The 1,513-nt window shown below is 79.8% G+C and carries 2 protein-coding genes and 1 pseudogene; all 3 read left to right on the plus strand.

Going from position 1 to position 1,513, the window contains the following annotated elements; translation table 11 throughout:
• A partial coding sequence (locus GTQ99_RS19935) for a hypothetical protein (protein ID WP_166617451.1) occupies nucleotides 1–277 on the plus strand: 277 nt, incomplete at its 5' end.
• A gap of 149 nt (nucleotides 278–426) precedes the next feature.
• Nucleotides 427–1,158, plus strand: a complete 732-nt coding sequence (locus tag GTQ99_RS19940) for a hypothetical protein (RefSeq protein ID WP_166617452.1) — start codon at nucleotides 427–429, stop codon at nucleotides 1,156–1,158.
• Between the two features lie 28 nt (nucleotides 1,159–1,186).
• A pseudogene (locus GTQ99_RS19945) lies at nucleotides 1,187–1,513 on the plus strand (hypothetical protein); the annotation flags it as partial.

Genomic DNA, 1,513 nt, shown 5'->3' on the forward strand with positions numbered 1-1,513 from the left:
GCCGGGCTCGCCCAGCGCCGACCCGGGCGCGCAGGTGCAGCTGGACCAGGCGCTGCAGCAGGCCCGGCAGGCGATCACCGACTCGCAGGCGGCGCTGCAGCGCGGCGACTTCACCGCCTACGGCGAGGCGCAGTCCCGCCTGCAGGCCGCGGTGGACGCGGCGGTGGCGGCCGAGGCGCGGCTGGAGGAGCCGGCCGCGGCTCCCGCGCCCTCCGGCGCCGCCGCCTCCGGCGCCCCGCCCGAGGGGGGCACCCCCGGCGGCGCGCCGACGCCCTGAGCACGACCGAGCACGGCTGAGCTCGACCGAGCAGGACCGAGCAGGACCGAGCACGGCGCCGATCCGGTGACCCCTCCCCGGATCGGCGCCGCCCGGGCGGCGCGGGCGCCTAGCGTGGAGGTCCCCACCACCGTCCCGGGAGCCGGCACGTGTCGAAGGTCGCCATCGACCCCCCGGACGTCCTCGCCCTGCCCACGGTCACCGCTCTCGCGACCCTGCGGCTGGGCGAGCGGGCCGCGCAGGTGCAGGGCCTCCTGGACCCCCTGGCCGTCCTGGCGCCGGGAGCGCCCGGCGTGCGGGCGCGGGCAGCCCGGCTGGAGGCCGACCTCGCCGCCCTGTCGGGCGCGGCGCTGCAGCACGCCCAGCGCTACGGCGACGTCGAGGGCCCGCTGCGCGAGCTGCTGACCCTGGGCTCCTGGCTGCCCGACCCGCACCACCTCGCCGTCGACCTCGACGAGGTGGGCGGCGTCCCCGTGGTCGCCCGCGGCGGGCTGCTGGTGCCGGTGGGCTCCAGCGCCGACCCGGCGGTGGAGGCGATCCTCGCCCGCTCGATGGCCGACGACGTCCACCAGCCGGGCCGGGCCGTGTTCGTCACCGAGGGGTGGGGCCGCCCGCCCGCGTGGGCCCGCACCGGCGGCAGGGCGCTCGGCGTCGCCGGGGTTGGGCTGACCCTGTGGGACTCCTTCGCCGGGCAGTGGGAGTCCGACCGGCAGCTGCACCCCGAGCACGGGACGGGCCCCCGGATCGCGAAGGCGTCGGCGGTCGCCGCGGTCGAGGGCGGCGGGGCCGTGGGCTCCTTCGTGGGCAGCAAGGCGGGCAAGGCGGCCGTGACGGCCGTGGAGAAGGGGGCGCAGGCGCTGTGGCACGACGTCTTCGGCTGAGGGTCCGGCCGGGCGGAGGGGGTGCGCGGTGAGCGGCGGGCTGCTCGTGGGCGCCGGGTGCGCCGCCGCCTTCGCCGTGCTCGGCCTGCTGCACCACCTCGGCTTCGGCAAGCCGCTGGCCGCGCGCGGCGCCCTCTCGCCCTACCAGCTGTGCGCGCCGCTGTGGTTCGGGGGCGGGGTGCTGCTGCTCCTGGCTGCCGCGCTGGCGGCCCCGGTCCTCGGGCGGCCGTGGGACCTGCTGCTGCTGGTGCCGGCCGGGCTGGGCCTGCTGGGGGTGCTCGTCGGGGTCGTGGGCGTCGTGTGGCTGCCGCGCGCGCTGCGGCCGGCGTGGCTGCGCGAGTGGGTCGACCGGGGC

This window comes from Kineococcus vitellinus, assembly GCF_009906315.1.
GTDB classification, from domain to species: domain Bacteria; phylum Actinomycetota; class Actinomycetes; order Actinomycetales; family Kineococcaceae; genus Kineococcus; species Kineococcus vitellinus.